This window comes from Pseudarthrobacter sp. J47 (assembly GCF_049810315.1).
Taxonomy (GTDB): Bacteria; Actinomycetota; Actinomycetes; order Actinomycetales; family Micrococcaceae; genus Arthrobacter.
Genome location: NZ_CP187358.1, coordinates 124,787 through 143,724, shown reverse-complemented (window position 1 = coordinate 143,724; position 18,938 = coordinate 124,787). Strand labels below are relative to the sequence as shown.

Sequence of the window (18,938 nt, the reverse complement as noted above, 5' to 3'; positions counted from 1 at the left end):
AGGGCGTTGCGATGGCATGATGGGCGCATGAGCCGCGTTACCTGCGATCTGACCATGTCCATCGACGGCTTCGTTGCCGGCCCGAACCAAAGCCCGGAGGAACCCCTGGGCCGGGGCGGCGAGGACCTGCACCGGTGGATGTTCGAAGAGCCCGAGGCCCACACGGCCGCGATCGAGGGGATCCTTGAGGCGGGCGCCTACATCATGGGCCGGAACATGTTCGCCGGTCCAGGCGAATGGGCCGAAGACTGGCGCGGCTGGTGGGGCGAGGAGCCGCCGTACCACGCACCGGTTTTCGTCCTCACGCACCAGGCCCGCGAGCCGCTGGAGATGCAAGGCGGCACCACTTTCCACTTCGTCAATGACGGCATCGAATCCGCACTGTCCCGTGCCCGTGAAGCGGCCGGCACCAAGGACGTGGCGATCGCAGGCGGTGCCGAAACAGCCAACCAATTCCTCGCGGCAGGCCTGATTGATGAGTTGCGCCTCCACATTTCACCCATGGTCCTGGGCGGAGGCGCCCGGCTGCTGGACGGCGTCGGGAATCTCAAGCTTGAACCCACAGAGGTAGGCGGCACCAGCCTGGTCACCCACGTGCGGTACCGCGTAGGCCACTAGGCCGGAAACAAACCCAGCAGCAGCCCGCAGGTACGCCCGCGGGCTGCTGCTGGGTTTAACGACATGGGCCACCCCACACCTTCCCCTTGACTCGTGCGCCCTTCCTTCCCTACACTTTTCATAAAGCAGAATCTAAATTCCACAAAGCGGAATAATAGCGAGGCGCAAGAGGCCGAACGACGCTCAGGAAAATGGATCAAAGCCCTCCCCGGAAGGACCTACGATGACGTACACAGTGAACTGCTCCATCCTGCTGACGGAGCTGCCCCTGCTCGAGCGCCCCGCCGCCGCCAAGGCAGCCGGCTTCGACGCCGTCGAGTTCTGGTGGCCCTTCGAAACCTCCGTCCCCACGGACAAGGAGACTGCCGCATTTGAAACTGCAATCAAGGATGCCGGCGTCCAGCTCACCGGCCTGAACTTCAACGCCGGCAACATGCCCGGCGGCGACCGCGGGCTCATTTCATGGAAGGGCCGCTGCTCCGAATTCAAGGACAACATCGACGCCGTCGCAGGAATCGGCGAGCGCCTGGGATGCAAGGCCTTCAACGCCCTCTACGGCAATCGCCAGGACGAATTCACCCCCGAAGAACAGGACGAACTCGCGGTCAGGAACCTGGCTGCCGCGGCCGAAGGCGTCGCCCGGATCGGCGGCACCGTCCTCCTCGAACCTGTCAGCGGCGCCCCCAAGTACCCGCTCCTCAAAGCCCAGGACGCCCTGGACGTCATCACCCGGGTCAAGGAAGAGACCGGCGCCGGCAACATCAAGCTCCTCGCCGATTTCTACCACCTGGCCGTCAACGGAGACGACGTCGCCGCCGTGATCGAAAACCACGCCAAGGACTTCGGCCACATCCAGATCGCGGACAACCCCGGCCGCGGCGCACCCGGCACAGGCAACCTGCCGCTGGGCGAATGGATCGCCCGCAGCCGCGAACTCGGCTACGACGGCTACATCGGCCTCGAATACAAGGAACCGCAGGAATCGGCCTTCAGCTGGGCCATCCGCCAGCGCGTCAGCCAGTAAGCCCCACCCGCTCCCCCAACCCCCAACTGACTGGCAGTTAACGCACTCAAAACGCGTTTTCACGACGTTAACTGCGAGCTAGTTGGGAACCCCGCACAGACTTAGAGAAAAGAGAACCACCATGAGCAACGTTGCAGTGATCGGACTCGGAATCATGGGCCTGCCCATGGCCATCAATCTGGTCAAGGCCGGCCACACCGTCACCGGCTTCAACCGCAGCCAGGACAAGATCGACAAACTCGTCACCGAAGGCGGTAACGGCGCCACCAGCATCGCGGACGCCGTTAAAGAGGCCGACGTCGTCATCACCATGGTGCCGGACTCCCCCGACGTTGAAGGTGTAGTCAGCGGCCCCGACGGTGTGTTCGCCAACGCCAAGCAGGGCGCCCTCTGGATCGACGCCTCCAGCATCCGCCCGGACGTTGCCAAGCGGCTCTCCGACGACGCCCGCGAAGCCGGCATCCGCCCCCTCGACGCACCGGTCTCCGGCGGCGAACAAGGCGCCATCGACGCCGTCCTTTCCATCATGGTCGGCGGTGAAAAGGCAGACTTCGACGCCGCGCAGGACGTCCTGAACGCAGTAGGCAAAACCATCGTCCACGTAGGCCCCTCCGGCTCCGGCCAGACCGTCAAGGCAGCTAACCAGCTGATCGTCGCCGTCAACATCGAAGTCCTCGGCGAAGCAATCGCCTTCCTCGAGGCCTACGGCGTGGACACCGACGCCGCCCTGAAGGTCCTTGGCGGCGGCCTGGCCGGCTCCAAGGTCCTGGACCAGAAGGGCCAGAAGATGCTGGACCGCAACTTCGACCCCGGCTTCCGCCTCGCCCTCCACCACAAAGACCTCGGCATCGTCACCTCCGCCGCCCGCGAAGCCAACGTCGCAGTCCCCCTCGGCGCCGTCGTCGCACAACTCGTCGCCGCCACCGTCAACCAGGGCGACGGCGCACTGGACCACTCAGGACTCTTCAAGCAGGTCCTCCAACTCAGCGGCCGCGAGTAACCACCGGCGATAGAACCGGTGATTGAGCCTGTCGAAATCCAGGTCTCGACAAGCTCGACCACCGGACGACGGGCTCGCCCCATCAGCACCACCAAAAACTTTTTAGGAGAACATCATGACCAAGATGCGCACCGTTGACGCTGCCGTCGCCATTCTGGAAAAGGAAGGCGCCACGGAGGCGTTTGGCCTGCCCGGCGCCGCGATCAACCCCTTTTATTCCGCCATGCGCAAGCACGGCGGCATCCGTCACACACTGGCCCGCCACGTTGAAGGCGCCAGCCACATGGCCGATGGCTACAGCCGGGCACAGGATGGCAACATCGGCATCTGCATCGGCACGTCCGGCCCCGCCGGCACCGATATGATCACGGGCCTGTACGCGGCCTGGGCCGATTCCATTCCCATGCTCTGCATCACCGGCCAGGCACCCGTTGCCAAGCTGCACAAGGAAGACTTCCAGGCCGTGGACATCGAGTCCATCGCCAAGCCCGTCACCAAGATGGCCATGACCATCCTGGAACCCGGCCAGGTTCCCGGCGCCTTCCAGAAGGCGTTCCAGCTGATGCGTTCAGGCCGCCCCGGTCCGGTGCTGCTGGACCTGCCTTTCGATGTGCAGATGGCTGAGATCGAGTTCGACATCGACGCCTACGAACCCCTCGCCGTCGAAAAGCCGAAGGCTTCCCGCAAGCAGCTGGAAAAGGCCCTGGACCTGCTGACCGCAGCCAACAAGCCGCTGATCGTGGCCGGTGGCGGCATCATCAACGCCGGCGCCTCGGCGCAGCTGGTTGAACTGGCCGAGCTGCTCAACGTTCCGGTCATCCCCACCCTGATGGGCTGGGGCACCATTCCGGATGACCACCAGCTGATGGCCGGCATGGTGGGCCTGCAGACCAGCCACCGCTACGGCAACGAGACCATGCTGGCCTCGGACTTCGTGATCGGCATCGGCAACCGCTGGGCCAACCGCCACACCGGCGGCCTGGACACCTACACGGCCGGCCGCAAGTTCGTGCACATCGACATTGAGCCCACCCAGATCGGCCGCGTTTTCTCCCCGGACCTGGGCATCGCCTCGGACGCCGGCGCAGCCCTGGACGGCCTGATCGAGCTGGCCCGCGAGCGCAAGGCAGCCAAGAGCCTGCCGGACTACTCCGCATGGGTTGCCGAGTGCACGGCCCGCAAGGGTTCGCTGCAGCGCAAGACGCACTTCGAAAACGTGCCCATCAAGCCGCAGCGCGTGTACGAAGAGATGAACAAGGCGTTCGGCCAGGACACCACCTACGTCTCCACCATCGGCCTGTCCCAGATTGCCGGCGCGCAGCTGCTGCACGTTTTCGGCCCCCGCAAGTGGATCAACGCCGGCCAGGCAGGTCCCCTGGGCTGGACCGCACCGGCGGCTCTCGGCGTCGTACGTGGAAAGCCTGAGGAAACGGTGGTTGCCCTGTCCGGCGACTACGATTTCCAGTTCATGATCGAGGAACTGGCCGTGGGCGCGCAGTTCAACCTGCCGTACATCCACGTGGTGGTGAACAACTCCTACCTGGGCCTGATCCGCCAGTCGCAGCGCGGTTTCGAAATGGAACAGAATGTGTCCCTGGCGTTCGAAAACATCAACTCGACTGACCTGTCCTCCACAACGGCCGGTTACGGCGTGGACCACGTCAAGGTCACCGAGGGCCTGGGCTGCAAGGCCCTGCGCGTCGAAAACCCCGAGGACCTGCCGGCCGCCTTCGACAAGGCCAAGGCGCTCATGGGCGAATTCAAGGTTCCCGTGGTGGTTGAAGTGATCCTGGAAAAGGTCACCAACATCTCCATGGGCGTTGAAATCAGCGGCGTGAACGAGTTCGAGGACCTGGCCGAACGCGGCGAGGACGCCCCCACCGCGATCATCGCTCTGCTGGACTAACACCATGCGGATCGTCATAGCTCCGGACAAGTTCAAGGGATCCTTGTCCGCTCCGGACGTTGCCCGGCACCTCGAAACCGGGCTGCAGGCAGCAGCCGGGGGCTCCCTGGATATCACCATGATCCCCGTGGCCGACGGCGGCGAAGGCACCCTTGATGCCGCCGTCGGCTCGGGATTCACCCGCCGCAGCACCATGGTGGCGGGCCCCGACGGCCGCCCGGTCCACGCCGAGTTCGCCGTCCGCGGCCACGAAGCCGTGATCGAAATGGCGTCAGCTTCCGGGCTGGACCGGCTTCCGGCCACCTCTTTGGTCAACGGCAAACCGGGCTCGACGGCGGCACTGACCTCCACGAGCCTGGGCACCGGACAGCTGATCCGCTCAGCCCTGGACGCCGGCCGCCGGCACATCACCCTGGGCGTCGGCGGCAGCGCGAACACCGATGGCGGCGCCGGGCTCCTGCAGGGGCTGGGCGCCAGGTTCCTGGACGCCAACGGGGACGAACTCCCCCTGGGCGGGGCGGCCCTGGCGCGCCTTGACCGGATCGATTTCAGCGGACTGGATGTCCGCCTGGACGAGGCCCGCTTTGTGCTGGCCTCGGACGTAGATAATTCCCTTCTGGGGGCAGAGGGCGCCGCTGCGGTGTTTGGCCCCCAGAAGGGTGCCAACCCTGCGGACGTGGCGGTCCTCGACGCCGCGTTGTCCCGTTTTGTGGAGGTCCTCGCCACCGAGTTCGGCCCCGCAGGACCGGAGAACAGGGCCTACCGGGCCGCCAACGCTCCCGGCGCCGGGGCAGCCGGTGGAGTGGGCTTCGCCGCGATCGCCATCCTGGCCGCTACCCGCAGACCCGGGATCGACGTCGTTCTTGACTTCACCCGGCTGGCGGAACGGCTGGACGGCGCTGACCTGGTGATTACCGGGGAAGGCAGCCTGGACGAGCAAAGCCTGCTGGGCAAAACGCCGATGGGTGTGGCGCGGGCGGCAGCGGCTGCGGGGGTACCCGTCATCGCCGTGTGCGGCCGGACCACGCTCAGCCGCGGCCAGCTGGAGGAATCCGGTTTCCGGAGCGTGCACGCGCTCACGGACCTGGAGAGCAATATTGAAGTATGCATAGCCGAAGCAGGCAGGCTGCTTGAAGAATTAGGTCAACAGATCGGCGTGAACCTGGTTGCGGCCGAACCGAAGGAGTCCCTCAATGTCTGATGAAGTATTCGACCTGGTGATCCGCGGCCAGCGCGTCCTCACCACCGCCGGCATCGCCCCGCGTGAGGTGGGCGTCCGCAACGGCCGGATCGTGGCGCTGGAACCCCTGGGCAACGGCCTGGCCGGCGCCGAGATCGTGGAGCTCGCAGATGACGAGACCCTGATCCCCGGCCTGGTGGACACCCACGTCCATGTCAACGAACCCGGCCGCACCGAGTGGGAGGGCTTCGCGTCCGCCACCCGTGCCGCGGCCGCCGGCGGCGTCACCACCATCATCGACATGCCGCTGAACTCCATCCCGCCCACCACCACCGTGGACGGCCTCAAGCTGAAGCGCGAAGTGGCCGAGGACCAGGCGTTTGTGGACGTCGGGTTCTGGGGCGGCGCGGTGCCCGGCAACAAGGCGGATCTCCGCCCGCTCCATGACGAAGGCGTCTTCGGCTTCAAGTGCTTCCTCCTGCACTCCGGCGTGGACGAATTCCCGCACCTGGACGCGGACGAGATGGAAGAGGACATGCGCGAGCTGAAGTCCTTCGACTCACTCATGATTGTCCACGCCGAGGACTCCCACGCCATCGACCGCGCACCCCACCCGGGCGGCGACCAGTACTCCACGTTCCTCGCCTCCCGCCCCCGCGGCGCGGAAAACAAAGCCATCGCCGAGGTCATCGAACGTGCGCGCTGGACAGGTGCGCGAGCGCACATCCTCCACCTGTCGTCGTCGGACGCCCTGCCCATGATTGCCACGGCCAAGAACGACGGCGTGAACCTCACCGTGGAGACGTGCCCGCACTACCTCACGCTGATGGCGGAGGAAATCCCGGACGGCGCCACCGCTTACAAGTGCTGCCCGCCCATCCGCGAAGCCTCCAACCGCGAGCTGCTGTGGAAGGGACTCGAGGACGGCACCATCGACTGCATCGTCTCTGACCACTCCCCCTCCACCCTGGACCTGAAGGACCTGGAGAACGGTGACTTCGCCGTCGCCTGGGGCGGGGTTTCCTCGCTGCAGCTGGGCCTGTCGCTGATCTGGACCGAAGCCAGGCACCGCGGAATCCCGCTGGAACAGGTGGTGTCCTGGATGTCCGCCAAGCCGGCCGCACTGGCCCGCCTCACCAACAAGGGCCAGCTGGCACTGGGGTACGACGCCGACTTCGCCGTGTTCGCCGCGGACGACGCCTTTGTGGTGGACGTGTCCAAGCTCAAGCACAAGAACCCGATCACGCCTTACGACGGCAAGGCGCTCTCCGGCGTCGTCCGCCGCACCTACCTCCGCGGTGAAGTAGTGGACGGACAGACAGCCACCGGAAAGCTCCTGCGGCGCGGCGGAGTGTAAGGACGGAACCATGCAAGCAGCGTTTTCGTACCGCGACCAGGTGGGACAGACTCCTGCGCAGGCGCCATACCTTGCCGCCGTCCCGGAACCGGGACCGGCAGCAACGCCGGCTCCCAGGCTTGAAAGCCAACGGCTGGAACCCGCCAGCACCGTGGCCGTGGACCTGTCCCGGGACGAGGTCCTGCTGGACGGCAAACGGGTGCCACTGACCGACGTTGAGACCGCGATTGTGCGCTACCTCGTGCAGAACTGCTCGCGTATGGTGGAAAGGGAGGAACTGCGCGCGCACCTTGAGTCGCTGCATTTCCCCGGAACCACCGTCCGGTCCATCGATGTTTATGTGGGCCGGGTCCGCAAGAAGATCGGCAATGCCCGGCACGCGATCGCCACCGTTCGGGGCGTCGGCTACCAGTTCGTTCCCGGTCCCCGGGCAACAGTTCGGGGACCTGCGGAATACGCCATCTGAACCTGTGCTTGTACCTGGTGCCAGGAAACCGTGCCCGGCGCCAGAGCTTAGACCCATCAAGGAGCAATCATGACCCCGTCTTCAAACGCCGGACTCACCGGTTCGGCCGTGAGTTCGCGGCTTCAGCCCGGCACCACCGCCCCGGACTTCACCCTGCCTGACGCGTCCGGCAAGCCCGTTTCGTTGTCCTCCTTCCGCGGCAAGAACGTGATCGTGTACTTCTACCCGAAGGCCGCCACGCCCGGCTGCACCACCGAAGCCTGCGATTTCCGGGACAACCTGGCCTCCCTGCAGGGCAAGGGCTACGAGGTCCTGGGCATCTCCCCCGATGCCCCGGAAGCGCTGGCCTCGTTCACCGGCGATTTCGAGCTGAACTTTCCGCTGCTCGCTGACCAGGATCACGCCGTCGCGCTGGCCTACGGCGCCTGGGGCGAAAAGCTGATCAAGGGCGAGGTCCGGGAGGGCGTTGTGCGCTCCACCGTAGTCCTCGACGGCGACGGGAAGGTCACGCTGGCGCAGTACCAAGTCACTGCGGAGGGCCACGTGGCTGCGCTGCGCGAGGAACTGGGCCTCTAACCCCCTCCCCCAAGTAGGTCGCAGTTGTTGCCCTTATAGCCGTTCATAAGGGCAACAACTGCGACCTACTTTTGCGTTAACGGCGGGCGCGGCGGGCACCCAAGGAAAGGTTCGACGTCGGCGTCCCGTAGACTTGTACGTGGTGAGCCGGGAAGTCTGGTCGGCACAGTCCTTGTTGACCCAAAGAATCAGGAATTCCTTATGGCCAAGACCCCTCCTGCACGCCGTTCAACCGTTTTCGGCCGCGGCAGCTACTCAGAGGCCCTGCGCATTGGCGCAATCCTTCGCAAGGAAACCGTGGGCGGAGCCGTGCTGGTTGCCGCCGCCGTTATTGCCATCATCTGGGCAAACTCGCCCTGGGCTGAAAGCTATTTCGCCCTCCGGGACTTCAAGTTCGGCTACGAACCCTGGCACCTGAACCTCAGCCTGGGAACCTGGGCGGCGGACGGCCTGCTGGCCATCTTCTTCTTCCTGGTAGGCCTTGAGCTTAAGCGCGAATTCGTGGCCGGAGACCTCCGGCAGTTCAGCAAATCCGTGGTTCCCATTGCCGCAGCAGCCGGCGGCGTGGTGGTTCCGGCGCTCATCTTCACAGCCATCAACTTCTCCGATCCGGACGCCATCCGCGGCTGGGCTATCCCCACGGCAACCGACATCGCCTTTGCCGTAGCGGTCCTGGCGATCATCGGCTCCCACCTGCCCAGCGCCCTGCGGATCTTCCTGCTCACCCTGGCCGTAGTGGACGACCTCATTGCCATCCTCATCATCGCCGTCTTCTACACGGACCACATTGAGCCTGTCCCGCTGCTGCTGGCCCTGATCCCGCTCGGCATCTACTCGTTCCTGGCCCAGAAGTACCGCCGCTTCTTCGGCACCAAGCTGCTCGCCGCCTGGTTCATCCTTCTGCCCCTGGGCATCGCCACCTGGGCGCTGATCCACGCTTCCGGCATCCACGCAACGGTGGCTGGTGTGCTGCTTGGTTTCGCCATTCCGGTGCTGCGCTCCCAGGCATCGGGCGGCCCTGCGGCCGGCCCCGGCCTGGCCGAAGCCTTCGAGCACCGCTTCCGCCCCATCTCCACCGGTGTGGCAGTGCCGCTGTTCGCCTTCTTCTCCGCCGGCGTCGCGGTGGGTGGTTTTTCCGGCCTGGCATCGGCCCTGCTGGACCCGGTTGCCCTGGGCATCATCATCGCGCTGGTGGCCGGCAAGCCCATCGGCATCCTGGGAACCACGTGGCTGCTGACCAAACTTACCCGGGCACAGCTGGACAAGTCGTTGCGCTGGATCGACATCTTCGGTGTGTCGCTGCTCGCCGGAATCGGCTTTACCGTATCTCTGCTCGTGGCTGAACTCAGCTTCGGCCACGGGACGCTCCAGGACGATCACGCCAAGGTGGGCATCCTGGCGGCCTCCCTGGTTGCGGCTATCCTGGCCGCAATTGTGCTTACCGCGCGGAACCGGATCTACCGGCTGGCGGAAGCCGAAGAGCGCGTTGACGCCGACCAGGACGGTATCCCGGACGTGTACCAGCAGGAGTCCCGGAACCCCTGACCCCGTAGCGAAACCCAACTGGCTCGCAGCTAACGTCCCCAATTCGCGATTTCGCGACGTTAGCTGCGAGCCAGTTTTTTGTCGGCCCAATGGGTCGGGTCAACTACCAGAACCGTGCACAAGCACCGGGGTGACCGCCACCCGCTTCGAGTACCCCCGGGTGCGGCTAGAGGAGCCGGTCGAAAAGCTGGAGTTCCACGGCAGCCGACCGGGCCAGCAGGAAGCCCAGGATCCCGACGATCCAGGCAGTGGTTTCCGCAGCGTTGCGTTCCATCCAGCTGCTGATCCTGGCCAGGCCCCGCTCTATCCAGCCGCTCATCAGGGAACGGGCAAGGAGCAGCACCAGCGCCGGAAGGACCATGACAACGCAGTAACCCACCAGCACCAGCAGCCCTGATCCCCCAGTGAATTCCGAGGTGGACAGCAGGCCGATCGCCAGCAGATACGGCAGCATTGACGCCACTTCGACGCCGGCCGCAGTGACTCCCAGGGCCATCAGGGACCCGAGGCTGCCCTGCCCGTCGGTGGACCCGGCATCGCTGACCGCCCGCTCCCGCCACCGGGCAAGACGACCGGGTCCGCGCCGCTTGGCACGTCTGCCGCCCATAAAAAACGAGCCAATCAACAGGCCCGCCCCGACGATGAGCTGAGCCCAAAGGAACGGCGTGGTGGAAGCAAAAGCTGCGATTTCCGGCAGCCAGGCAGTTGCTATGGTCAACAGCACGGCGCCCAGCACCAGGTAGAAAAGAGCCACCGTCAGCAGGTAAATGAGGACACGGCTGTACCTGAGCCTGCCCGGCGCCAGCATCAACCAGACCGGGATAAGCAATGTCCCAAAACTCGTCGAGTCGATGAGCGCCAGCACTGCCAATGCCCCCAGCAGCACCAGGCCGGTCAAAGGTTCCGCCCCCATCAGATCCAGATTCACGAACCCACCCTGTCACATAGACCAGGCTCCGGCCTCGATCTTGAGGCGTATTCCGGGCAGCTTCGGGCACGTACCTCCCTGCCACCGCAGCATGATTACCCCATGCCTTCCAGCAGCGCCCCCGAATCCCCGTGCACCGCCGTCGTAAGACCGCACCAGAGTGGCCGAAGGGTGGCCGGGGGTGCGGGAGATTTTCAACCTCCCCGGCGGTGACGAATCCCAGGCTTGTTCGTGGTTCCTAAGCTTCTACGTTAGGAATCACGAACAAGCCTAGGAATGGTGGAGCGCCGCCCGGAAACCCGGGGCGAACCGCCAAACTAGGTGGCAGCAGGTGCCGTTATGGGCCCTCAAAGCGGCACCTAGTGCTACCTAGTTGGGCGGGGGGACCGCGTTCAGTTCCGCGCGGCTCGGCGGGTTGGCACCCGGCCGCGACACCGTGACGGCGGCGGCGCGGGCGGCATGCGAAATCAACTCAGCCAACGCTTCAGCAGGCAGGGCATGCAGGGCGTCCCGGTTCTGTGCCCCGTCCAGGCCACGGTCCACCACGCCGGAGAGCAGCGCGGCCATAAACGAATCGCCTGCGCCAACCGTGTCCGCCACTTCAACGGACGGAGCGTGAACCCGGGCCTCGCCGGCCGCGCAAACACCCCAGGGACCGGCGGCACCGCGGGTCACCACCACCAGGGCAGGCCCGGCGGATCCGCCCAGGGACAGCCAATGCCGTGCCGAATCCAGCGGGTCGACGCCGGGGTACAGCCACTGAAGGTCCTCGTCGGAGGCCTTAACGACGTCGGCCACCGCCACGAACTTCTCCGCCTGCGCCCGCGCATAATCGACGTCCGTGATGATGCTGGGGCGGCAGTTGGGGTCGAATCCGATGGTGGCGAAGGGCCTGGCATGCTCGACGGCGGCCAGCACCTCCGCGGCGCCTGGCTCCAGCATGGTGGCAATGGATCCGGTGTGGAGCAAAGTTGTTCCCTGCAGCAGGAACGGCAGCCTCTGCACCAGGCCGGGGAGTTCCCAGGTGAGGTCGAACGCGTAGGTGGCGGCGCCGTCGTCGTCCAGTACTGCGGTGGCCACGCTGGTGGGAAGTTCATCCGGCGCCAGGGGCATCATCACCGAACTGCTGCGCAGGTGGGCCACCACCGCGTCGCCATAGGCATCCCGGCCGTAGCGGCCCAGGAACTGCACCGGGTGGTCCAGCCGCGCCAGCCCCACCGCCACATTCAGCGGGCTGCCCCCGACGTGAGCTTCAATTCCCGAAGCGCTCTGGACGACGTCCACCAGGCCTTCGCCAATAACAGTCAGCATGGTCATACTCTGCCAGACAGCCCCGAAAAACCGCCGGGCTCACGCGCCACACTCCGGAAATCTATTGACACCGGAACACGATGACTGGGATATTTCGTAGGTGCGTCATACGCGCCTCGTTGTGTAATACGCAATAGAAATCGATAAATCTGCCGCCCGGCCGGTGGGCCAAGGAAAAGGAACTCAAACTCATGGTTCACAAAGTCACGGCGGTGATCGCCCGCGAAAAGAACGCTCCGGCATCCCTGGAGACCATCCTGGTTCCGGATCCGGGACCAGGCGAGGCCCTGGTGGACATCCTGACCTGCGGCGTTTGCCACACGGACCTGCACTACAAGCAAGGCGGCATCGGGGATGAGTTCCCGTACCTGCTGGGCCATGAGGCCACGGGTGTGGTCAGTGCGGTGGGTGAAGGCGTGACCAACGTAGTGCCGGGTGACCGGGTGATCCTGAACTGGCGTGCCGTGTGCGGCCAGTGCCGGGCATGTGCCAAGGGCCAGCCGCAGTACTGCTTCAACACCGCCAACGCCACGCAGAAGATGACGCTCGAGGACGGCACCGAGCTCTCCCCCGCCCTGGGAATCGGCGCTTTTGCCGAGAAAACCCTGGTTGCCGCCGGGCAGTGCACCAAGGTGGATCCCGACGTCGATCCCGCCGCCGTAGGGCTGCTCGGCTGCGGCGTTATGGCAGGCATTGGCGCGGCGATCAACACCGGTGAAGTCAGGCGCGGCGAATCCGTTGCCGTGATCGGCTGCGGCGGCGTGGGAATCGCGGCGATCGCAGGTGCCAGGCTGGCCGGCGCCACCACGATCATCGCCGTGGACATCGACGCCAACAAGGTGGAGATGGCCAAATCCCTGGGTGCCACACACGGCATCGATTCCTCCACCGAAGACCCTGTTGAGGCCATCCGGGCCCTCACCGGCGGCAACGGAGCGGACGTGGTGATTGACGCCGTCGGACGCCCCGAAACGTACAAGCAGTCCTTTTACGCCCGCGACCTCGCCGGCCGTGTGGTGCTGGTGGGCGTCCCTACCCCGGACATGAAGCTTGAGCTCCCGCTGCTGGATGTTTTTGGCCGGGGCGGTTCGCTGAAGTCCTCCTGGTACGGCGACTGCCTGCCCTCACGCGACTTCCCCATGCTGGTGCAGCATTACAAGCAGGGCAACCTGGACCTGGACGCCTTCGTCACCGAACGCATCACCATCGACCAGGTGGAGGAAGCGTTCGCCCGCATGCATGAGGGCAAGGTGCTGCGCTCGGTTGTGGAACTCCCGGCAGGGGCGGCACTCTGATGGCGGGCATCGAGAACCTGGTCACCTCAGGAACTTTTTCGCTCGACGGCGGCACCTGGGACGTGGACAACAACGTCTGGATCGTGGGGAACAGTGAGGAATGCGTGGTCATCGACTCCCCGCACGACGCCGCTGCGATCATCAACCAGGTGCGCGGACGCAAGGTCCTGGCGATCCTGCTGACGCACGCGCACAACGACCACATCGGCGCAGCCCGTGAGGTGGCCGCCGCCGTGGATGCGCCGATTTACCTGCACCCGGATGACCTCATGCTGTGGGAGCAGGTATATCCCGGAGACCGGCCGGAGCGGGAGCTTTCGGACGGCGACACCTTCCACGTGGCCGGCTCCACCTTGAAAGCCATCCACACGCCCGGCCACTCCCCCGGCTCCACGTGCTTCTACCTGGAAAGCGAAGGCACGGTGTTCACCGGGGACACGCTGTTCAACGGCGGCCCCGGTGCCACCGGCGGCCCCGGTGCCACCGGCCGCTCCTACAGCGACTACCCCACCATCCTCGCCTCCATCCGGGAGCGCCTCCTGGTGCTGCCCCCGGAGACAGTGGTCCGCACCGGCCACGGCGATGACACCACCATTGGGGCCGAGCAAAAAACCCTGGCTAAGGTTTAGCAGTAGCGCTTAAGAAAGTTGGAACAGTGAAGTTCGGTAAACAGCCCGCCCCCGTCGCGGATATCAACGAGGACGAGCTCTCCGTCCACAAGCCCAAGACCGAAGCAGCAGGGGTCAAGGCGGTGATGGTGGCCCTGGAGCGCGCCGTCGCGCAGGCCGGCGTGCCCCGCACCGCCCAGTCGCTGCTGCGGCTCAACCAGCGCGGCGGGTTCGACTGCCCCGGCTGCGCGTGGCCGGAATCGGACAAGAAGCGCAAGGCGGCCGAGTTCTGCGAGAACGGCGCCAAGGCCGTGGCCGAGGAAGCAACGCTGCGCACCGTGGGTGCCGAGTTCTGGGCGAAGCATTCCATTGCCGAGCTCTCCGAAAAGACCGAGTACTGGCTGGGCAACCAGGGCAGGCTCAGCGAACCTGTGGTGATCCACGAGGGCGAATCCCACTACCGGCCCATCTCCTGGGCCGCCGCGTTCGACCTGATCGGCGAGCGCATCAACGCTACAACGCCGGACCGCTGCGTCTTCTACACCTCCGGGCGCACCGCCAACGAGACAGCGTTTATGTACCAGCTGTTCGCCAGGGCCCTGGGAACCAACAACCTCCCGGACTGCTCCAACATGTGCCATGAGTCCTCCGGCTCGGCACTGAACCCGACCATCGGGATCGGCAAGGGCACCGTTTCCCTGGACGACATCCACGACGCCGAACTCATCTTCGTCGTCGGACAGAACCCGGGCACCAATCACCCGCGCATGCTTTCCGCCCTCAAGGAATGCAAGGACAAGGGCGGCAAGGTAGTGGCCGTAAATCCGCTCCCCGAGGCCGGCCTCTTCAACTTCAAGGACCCGCAGACCGTCTCCGGCGTGGTGGGTGGCGGCACGCCCCTGGCGGACGAGTACCTGCAGATCAAGGTGGGCGGTGACCTGGCACTGTTCCAGGCCCTGGGCCACCTCCTGCTGGCAGCCGAGGAACAAAACCCGGGTACCGTCGTCGACCATTCCTTCATTGCCGCACAGACCGACGGGTTCGATGCCTACGTTGAAGCCCGCAAGGAACTCGACTGGGCGGAAACCGAAAAGGCCACAGGACTGTCCCGTGAGCAGATCGAGAAGGTGGCCGGGATGCTGATTGCGTCCAAGGCCAGCATTTTCTGCTGGGCACTGGGCGTGACCCAGCAGCCGCACTCGGTGGACACCATCAAGGAAATGGTCAACGTCCTGCTGCTGCAGGGCAACTTCGGCAAGCCCGGCGCCGGCGCGTGCCCCGTCCGCGGCCACTCCAACGTCCAGGGCGACAGGACCATGGGCATCTGGGAAAAACCGAAGGAATGGCTCCTGGAGGCAGTGGACCGGGAGTTCGGGATCCAGTCCCCCAGGCACCACGGCTACGACGCCGTGGAAGCCATGGAAGCGTTCGAACGGGACGAGGTGGACGTGTTTGTGTCCATGGGCGGCAACTTCTCGCTCGCCTGCTCGGACACCGAAACCCTGGAAGCGGGCATGCAGCGCATCGGACTGACCGTGCACATCTCCACCAAGCCCAACCGCTCCCACATCGTCCACGGCCGCACATCCCTGATCCTGCCCACCCTCGGCCGGACCGACAAGGACACCAAGCACCCCAAGGGCGCCCAGTTCCTGTCCGTGGAGGACTCCATGTCCGTGGTGCACACCACCCAGGGCCGGCTGGAACCCGTCAGCGACCACCTGCTGGCCGAGCCCGTGATTGTGGCGCGGATGGCAGAGGCCACCTTCGGGCCGGACCACTCGGTCAACTGGAAGGCCATGGCCGAGGACTACGACGTCATCCGCGACCACATCGCCCGCGTCCTGCCCGGCTTCGAGGACTTCAACGCCCGTGTGCGGACCAAGAACGGCTTTGTGCTGCCCAACCCGCCCCGGGACACCCGCTCGTTCGCCACGGACATCGGACGCGGCCGCTTCACCGTCAGCCCGCTCGAGTACCTGACCCCGCCGGACGGCCACCTGGTCCTGCAGACCATCCGCAGCCACGACCAGTACAACACCACCTTCTACGGCCTCGACGACCGCTACAGGGGCATCTCCAACGGCCGCCGCGTGATCCTGGTACACCCTGAAGACCTGGCCGAACTGGGCTTCGCGGACCGGGACCTCGTGGACGTCGTCAGTACCTTCCGCGGCCAGGACCGGCAGGCGGACAAGTTCCGGCTGGTGGCCTACCCCACCGCCAAGGGCTGCGCCGCCGCGTACTTCCCCGAAGCCAACGCCCTGGTCCACAAAGACAACGTGGCCCGCGAATCCAACACGCCCGGCTTCAAGGCCATGTTCGTCCGGTTCCTCCCGCACACCGGGGAATTGGCTGCCGAGGTTGCCGGAGAGGAACTCGAGCCGGCCACGGCCGTGAGCTGACCGGCGGCCGGTGGCTACCCGCGCGCAGCCACCGGCGGCCGGCAGCTAACCGGCGCAAAGCCGCCCGCACTTTCCCCTTTTAACAACAAACGACGGCGACTCCCCGCATGTGCGGAGTGTCGCCGTCGTTTGTTGATAAGCGGTGATCGAGCCTGTCGAGATCCGGTTTCGACGGTTTCGACAGGCTCAACCACCGGGAGGCTTACCCGCGGATGCGTTCCATTCCGGGGTCGAACAGCGGCTCGGCCGTGACCGTCGCTGCGATGCGGTTGCCGAAGTACTCGATCTCCACGGCATCCCCGACGTCCAGGGCGGACGGCAGCCAGGCGTAGGCGATCGGCTTGCGGACTGAGAAGCCGTAGGCGGCACTGGTGACGTAGCCGGCAGGTACGCCGTCAACCAGGACCGGCTCCTTGCCCAGCACCACGGAGGTTCCGTCGTCGATGGTCAGGCAGCGCAGCACCTTGTCCACCGGCTCTTCCTTGCGGACGGCCAGTGCCTCGGCACCCACGAAGCCTTCCTTGCCCTTGGCCACGGAGAAGCCCAGGCCGGACTGGTAGGGATCGTGCTCGGTGTTCATGTCCGTGCCCCAGAGCCGGTAGCCCTTTTCCAGGCGCATGCTGTTGAACGCACCACGGCCGGCAGCGACGATGCCGAACTCCTGGCCGGCTTCGAACAGCAGGTCCCACAGCTTCAGGCCGTACTCGGCGGTGGTGTAGAGCTCCCAGCCGAGTTCACCCACGTAGGACAGCCGCCAGGCGCTTACGGGAATGCCGCCCACGGAGATTTCCTTGGTGCGGAAGTACTTCAGGCCATCGTTGCTGAGGTCATCGCTGCTGAGCTTGCCGATCACTTCGCGGGCCAGCGGACCCCACAGGCCGATGCAGCAGGTGCTGCCGGTGATGTCGCTGACGTGCGCCCACTGGGACGGATCTGCGGCCGACTGCTTGCGGGCTTCCACGCGCAGGTAGTCGTAGTCCACGTTGCTGTTGACGCCCAGCTGGAACTTCTCCTGCTCAAGGCGGGCAACTGTCACGTCACTGCGGATGCCGCCGTCGTGCTCCAGCAGGAGGCAGTAGGTGACGGCGCCGGGCTTCTTGGTGATGTTTCCGGTGCTGAGGCGGTGCAGCAGCGCTTCGGCGCCGGGGCCCACAACCTGCAGCCGCTTCAGCGGTGTCATGTCATAGAGTCCGACGGCGGTACGCGTCCGCCATGCCTCTGCCGCGGAGATGGGAGAGTGGAACATGTTGGCCCAGGACTCGCGCTCCGGCGCCTGCCATTCGGCGGGCATTTCCTCGAGCAGGCCGCGGTTGGCTTCAAACCAGTGCGGGCGCTCCCAGCCGGCGGACTCCAGGAAGAAGGCCCCCAGTTCCTTCTGGCGGACGTTGAAGGGGCTCACGCGCACATCCCGGGGGGATTCCCTGGGCTGCAGCGGGTGCAGGATGTCGTAGATTTCCACGAAGTTCTGCTGGGAGGTCTCGGAGACGTACGCATCCGAGGTCTGGACCTTTTCGAAACGGGTCAGTTCGGTGCCGTGCAGGTCGGTGCGTGAGCGGCCCTCGACGAGCACCTCGGCAACGGCCTTGGCCACACCGGCGGAGTGCGTCACCCACACGGCCTCGGCCACGAAGAAGCCGGTGAGGTCCGGGTGCTCGCCGATCAGCGGGCCGCCGTCCGGGGTGAAGGAGAAGATGCCGTTGAAGCCGTCCTCGATCTCGGTGTTGCGAAGAGCCGGGAGCAGGTCCTGGCTGTCTTCCCAGGCCGGCAGGAAGTCTTCAAGGGTGAAGTCCAGGCGGGAAGGCATCTGGTGGTCGGACATGTCCTCTGCGGCTACCTTGGGCAGCGCGGTCATGTCCACCGGCATGGGGCGGTGCGCGTAGCTGCCGATGCCAATGCGGTTGCCCCATTCGCGGTAGTACAGGTCCTTGTCCTGGTAGCGCAGGATCGGCTTGGTGGCGCCCTTGGGAAGTTCGTTGACGCCCTCGAGCTCGGCCAGCGGGGTGCTGACCACGTACTGGTGCGCCAGCGGCAGCAGCGGCACTTCCAGGCCCACCATCTTGCCCAGTTCACGTCCCCAGAACCCGGCGCAGGAGACCACGATGTCTGCCTCGATGAGTCCGTTGTCCGTTTCCACACCCGTAACCTTGCCGCCCTCCTGGGCGATTCCGGTGACGGTGGTGTTGCCCCGGTAGGCCACTCCGGCCTCGCTGGAGCGTTCGATCAGCAGCTGCACGGCGCGGGCAGCCAGGGCCAGACCGTCGGTCGGAATGAGCAGGCCACCCAGGACCTCGCGGCCGCCGGAAAGCTTTCCGGTGTTCAGCAGGGGGTAGTGCTTTTCGCACTCATCGGCGTCGATGATCCGGCTTTCGATGCCCCATGAGGTCATCACGCCCATCTTGCGGTGGAGGTCCGCCAGGCGTTCGGGTGTGGTGGCCAGTTCCAGGCCGCCCACCTGGTTGAAGCAGGCCTGGCCGTCCTTGGTCAGGGAAAGGAACTTGTTGACCGTGTAGGTGGCGAACTCGGCCATGGTCTTGGACCCGTTGTTCTGGAACACCAGGCCGGGGGCGTGCGAGGTGGAGCCGCCGGCAAGTTCCAGCGGACCCTGTTCGACGACGGTGATGTTGTTCCAGCCCCGGCTGGACAGTTCATCCGCAAGGTTGGTGCCTACGATGCCGGCGCCGATGATAACGACGCGTGGTGATGCGCTCATTGAAAATTT

15 protein-coding genes are annotated in these 18,938 nt (G+C 65.5%); 12 read left to right on the top strand and 3 right to left on the bottom strand.

Annotated elements, in window-relative coordinates; all coding sequences use genetic code 11:
• The first annotated feature begins 27 nt into the window (after positions 1–27).
• The 9 genes from ACPJW8_RS00675 (at position 28) to nhaA (ending at position 9,672) form a co-directional block, all read left to right on the top strand.
• Positions 28–618, top strand: coding sequence for a dihydrofolate reductase family protein (locus tag ACPJW8_RS00675; RefSeq protein WP_330188061.1), 591 nt, complete (start codon positions 28–30; stop codon positions 616–618).
• A 223-nt stretch (positions 619–841) separates the two neighbouring features.
• On the top strand, positions 842–1,642 hold the full coding sequence (locus ACPJW8_RS00670; protein WP_330188062.1) for a hydroxypyruvate isomerase family protein: 801 nt from the start codon (positions 842–844) through the stop codon (positions 1,640–1,642).
• Positions 1,643–1,763: 121 nt separating this feature from the next.
• Positions 1,764–2,642 carry a 2-hydroxy-3-oxopropionate reductase gene (locus tag ACPJW8_RS00665; protein ID WP_425256387.1) on the top strand — a complete coding sequence of 293 codons (879 nt, stop codon included), beginning with the start codon at positions 1,764–1,766 and terminating at the stop codon, positions 2,640–2,642.
• Positions 2,643–2,757: 115 nt separating this feature from the next.
• Positions 2,758–4,548 carry a glyoxylate carboligase gene (gene gcl / locus ACPJW8_RS00660; RefSeq protein WP_330188064.1) on the top strand — a complete coding sequence of 597 codons (1,791 nt, stop codon included), beginning with the start codon at positions 2,758–2,760 and terminating at the stop codon, positions 4,546–4,548.
• 4 nt (positions 4,549–4,552) lie between these two features.
• Positions 4,553–5,749, top strand: coding sequence for a glycerate kinase (locus tag ACPJW8_RS00655; protein ID WP_330188065.1), 1,197 nt, complete (start codon positions 4,553–4,555; stop codon positions 5,747–5,749).
• Positions 5,742–7,085, top strand: coding sequence for an allantoinase AllB (allB, locus tag ACPJW8_RS00650; RefSeq protein WP_330188066.1), 1,344 nt, complete (start codon positions 5,742–5,744; stop codon positions 7,083–7,085). The genes ACPJW8_RS00655 and allB overlap by 8 nt, the downstream gene beginning before the upstream one ends.
• Before the next feature lie 10 nt (positions 7,086–7,095).
• A complete protein-coding gene (locus ACPJW8_RS00645; RefSeq protein WP_425256386.1) occupies positions 7,096–7,551 on the top strand; it encodes a winged helix-turn-helix domain-containing protein in 456 nt (151 codons plus the stop codon).
• Positions 7,552–7,620: 69 nt separating this feature from the next.
• The gene (bcp, locus tag ACPJW8_RS00640; protein WP_330188067.1) at positions 7,621–8,127 is read left to right on the top strand and encodes a thioredoxin-dependent thiol peroxidase; all 507 of its coding nucleotides are present in this window, start codon (positions 7,621–7,623) and stop codon (positions 8,125–8,127) included.
• A 201-nt stretch (positions 8,128–8,328) separates the two neighbouring features.
• Positions 8,329–9,672 carry a Na+/H+ antiporter NhaA gene (nhaA, locus tag ACPJW8_RS00635; RefSeq protein WP_330188068.1) on the top strand — a complete coding sequence of 448 codons (1,344 nt, stop codon included), beginning with the start codon at positions 8,329–8,331 and terminating at the stop codon, positions 9,670–9,672.
• A gap of 166 nt (positions 9,673–9,838) precedes the next feature.
• Here nhaA and ACPJW8_RS00630 read toward each other — a convergent pair whose 3' ends face one another.
• The gene (locus tag ACPJW8_RS00630; RefSeq protein WP_330188069.1) at positions 9,839–10,600 is read right to left on the bottom strand and encodes a GAP family protein; all 762 of its coding nucleotides are present in this window, start codon (positions 10,598–10,600) and stop codon (positions 9,839–9,841) included.
• 369 nt (positions 10,601–10,969) lie between these two features.
• Positions 10,970–11,911: a carbohydrate kinase gene (locus ACPJW8_RS00625; protein ID WP_330188070.1), complete on the bottom strand. Its 942-nt coding sequence runs from the start codon at positions 11,909–11,911 to the stop codon at positions 10,970–10,972.
• A 191-nt stretch (positions 11,912–12,102) separates the two neighbouring features.
• Between ACPJW8_RS00625 and ACPJW8_RS00620 the strand changes: the two genes are divergently transcribed.
• Genes ACPJW8_RS00620 through ACPJW8_RS00610 form a run of 3 tightly spaced genes read left to right on the top strand, consistent with a single transcriptional unit; the run spans position 12,103 to position 16,219 of the window.
• Positions 12,103–13,206, top strand: a complete 1,104-nt coding sequence (locus ACPJW8_RS00620; protein WP_330188071.1) for an S-(hydroxymethyl)mycothiol dehydrogenase — start codon at positions 12,103–12,105, stop codon at positions 13,204–13,206.
• Positions 13,203–13,835 (top strand): MBL fold metallo-hydrolase, encoded by a 633-nt coding sequence (locus tag ACPJW8_RS00615; RefSeq protein WP_330188097.1) that lies wholly within the window; start codon positions 13,203–13,205, stop codon positions 13,833–13,835. The genes ACPJW8_RS00620 and ACPJW8_RS00615 overlap by 4 nt, the downstream gene beginning before the upstream one ends.
• Before the next feature lie 26 nt (positions 13,836–13,861).
• Positions 13,862–16,219 carry an FdhF/YdeP family oxidoreductase gene (locus tag ACPJW8_RS00610; RefSeq protein WP_330188072.1) on the top strand — a complete coding sequence of 786 codons (2,358 nt, stop codon included), beginning with the start codon at positions 13,862–13,864 and terminating at the stop codon, positions 16,217–16,219.
• Positions 16,220–16,421: 202 nt separating this feature from the next.
• Here ACPJW8_RS00610 and ACPJW8_RS00605 read toward each other — a convergent pair whose 3' ends face one another.
• Complete coding sequence (locus ACPJW8_RS00605) at positions 16,422–18,929, bottom strand: FAD-dependent oxidoreductase (RefSeq protein WP_330188073.1); 2,508 nt, start codon at positions 18,927–18,929, stop codon at positions 16,422–16,424.
• Positions 18,930–18,938 lie beyond the last annotated feature (9 nt).